At 74.3% G+C, this 2,300-nt stretch carries 2 protein-coding genes; both read left to right on the top strand.

Annotated elements, in window-relative coordinates; translation table 11 throughout:
* Window positions 1-1,268: cyanophycinase (locus tag ABZ641_RS33690; protein WP_359988079.1), on the top strand; the 1,268-nt coding region annotated here is incomplete at its 5' end.
* A 99-nt stretch (window positions 1,269-1,367) separates the two neighbouring features.
* The gene (locus ABZ641_RS33685; protein ID WP_344622325.1) at window positions 1,368-2,252 is read left to right on the top strand and encodes a MurR/RpiR family transcriptional regulator; all 885 of its coding nucleotides are present in this window, start codon (window positions 1,368-1,370) and stop codon (window positions 2,250-2,252) included.
* Window positions 2,253-2,300: the final 48 nt, after the last annotated feature.

The following is a 2,300-nucleotide window of genomic DNA, read 5'->3' as shown; positions in this document are numbered from 1 at the left end:
GCCGCGCGGCCCTCGCTCTCGCCGCCGCCGTCGTCCTGGCGGCGACCACGGCCCCGGCCGCCCGGGCCCACACCCGGCCGGACGGCGGAACACTGATCCTCGTCGGTGGCGGCCTGAAGGACGACAACGCCGAGATCTACGGCGAGATCATCACCAAGGCCGGCGGAGCGGGCCGCGCCCGCATCGGCGTCCTGACCGCCGCATCCGTGCCCGAGAGCCAGGACCCCGACGCGGCCGACCCCGAGCGCTGCTCCAACTCGGTCTGCAACGGCGCGTACTACGCCGGCCTCTTCAAGCGCCACGGCGCCGCCGACGCCCAGTGGATCCCCGTCGACATCGAGCACGTCGCCGCCGCCGACTCCGACGCGGCCGTCGCCCAGGTCGAGTCGATGACGGGCTTCTTCTTCGGCGGCGGCGACCAGTACCGCTACCTCACCAGCCTGCTCCACGGCGACGCCCACACCGACTCCAGGGTGCTCGCCGCGATCCGTGCCAAACTGGCGGCCGGCGCGGTCGTCGCCGGATCCAGCGCCGGCGCCCAGATCGCCTCCGGCCCCGACATGGTCAGCGGCGGCGACAGCTACCAGGCCCTGCGCGACGGCAGCGCCCCCGGCTACTTCGACGACGCCACCCGACTCGGCTACGTCCCCGCCGGCGGCTTCGGCTTCTTCGGCTCCGGCCTGCTGGACACCCACACCGGGACCTACGGCCGCGAAGGCCGCGCGATCCGCCTCGCCGCCGACACCAACCACGACCGCGTCTTCGCGCTCGACGAGAACACCGCCGTCGAGGTCGAGCACACCGGCGGCCGGAACGAGTCCCTGCGCGTCCTGGGTACCCACGGCGTGTCCGTCTTCGACCTGCGCCGGGCCCGGACCCGCACCGTCGCGGGCCGCTGGAGCATCGAGGGAGTGCGCTACAGCTACCTGACCCGCGGCGACCGCTACCGGCCCCGCACCTGGCAGGTCCAGCCGGCCGCCGGCCGGCGTCCGCTCACGGCCGCCACCGACGCACCCGTTCCGGCCGACCACGACGTCTTCTGCTCCGTCGACAACCCCGACGGCGTCCCTTACGGCTTCTCCGGCACCGCCCGGGCGCTGACCGCGACCACCGCCCAGCGCACCGCCACGGCCACCACCTACGAGACCGGTCCGGCGTTCGCGGTCCGCTTCGAGAGGCGCGGCGACACCCGGGCCTGGACGGACGACGGCACCACCACCGCGTCCCTCGCCGACCTGACCGTCGGCATCGGCCCCGCCGAGCGCTGACCGACCCGCACGGCTGATCCCCGCGGCCTGGCGTTTCGCTAGGCTGCGGGGATCACGCACTCCGACCGACCCGATTCCCGCCCGGGAAAGGACCCGACCATGGCCCCCGTCACGCTCGCCGAAGACATCCGGCAAAGGCTCGGCGAGTGCAGCCCTGCCGAGCGCAAGGTCGGCCGGGTCCTGCTCGCGGGCTGGCCCGCGGCCGGCTTCGAGACCATCGCCACCCTCGCGGAGCGGGCGGACGTCAGCGCCCCCACCGTGATCCGTTTCGTCAACCGGCTCGGCTACCGCGGATTCCCGGACTTCCAGGCCGCGCTGCGGGCCGAACTGGACGAGCGCCAGGCCTCCCCGCTCACCCTGTACGCCGCGGGGAAGTACGGCTCCTCCGCCGAAGCCGGGCAGGGCGAGCCGAGCGGGCCGGCCGGCCTGCTCGCCCGGGGCCGGGAGGTCTTCACCGCGGCGGTGGACCGCACCCTGGCCGAGGTCACGCCCCACGACCTCGAACGGGCCGTCCAACTGCTCGCCGACCCCAAGCGCCGCGTCACCCTCGTCGGCGGCCGTTTCAGCCACCTCTTCGCCCAGTACCTGGGCCTTCACCTGATGCAGATGCGCGACGACGTGCGCTTCCTCCCGGACCGGCCGGTCGAGCGCACCGCGCACCTCGCCGCCCTGGGCCGGCGCGACGTCCTCGTGGTCTTCGACTACCGCCGTTACGAGGACGACAAGGTCACCGTGGCGGAACTCGTCCGCGAGGCCGGCGGGCGCGTCGTGCTCTTCACCGACACCTGGCTGTCGCCCGTCAGCACCCAGGCCGAGGTCGTGCTCTCCAGCCAGGTCGGGGCGCCCTCGCCCTACGACAGCCTGGTGCCCACGCTCGCCGTCGTGGAGACGGTGGTGGCCGGGATCATCGGCGAACTGGGGGACGGCGCCCACCAGCACATGCAGCGGGGCGAGCAGACCGCCCGCCGCATCGGCCTGACCTGACGTCAGCCGGGCTGATTCCTGCACGGGTGCGGCCGGGCAGGGGGACTG

Origin of the sequence: Kitasatospora sp. NPDC007106 (assembly GCF_040634455.1) — a bacterium.
GTDB classification, from domain to species: domain Bacteria; phylum Actinomycetota; class Actinomycetes; order Streptomycetales; family Streptomycetaceae; genus Kitasatospora; species Kitasatospora arboriphila.
This window is presented reverse-complemented; position numbering and strand designations above follow the sequence as displayed.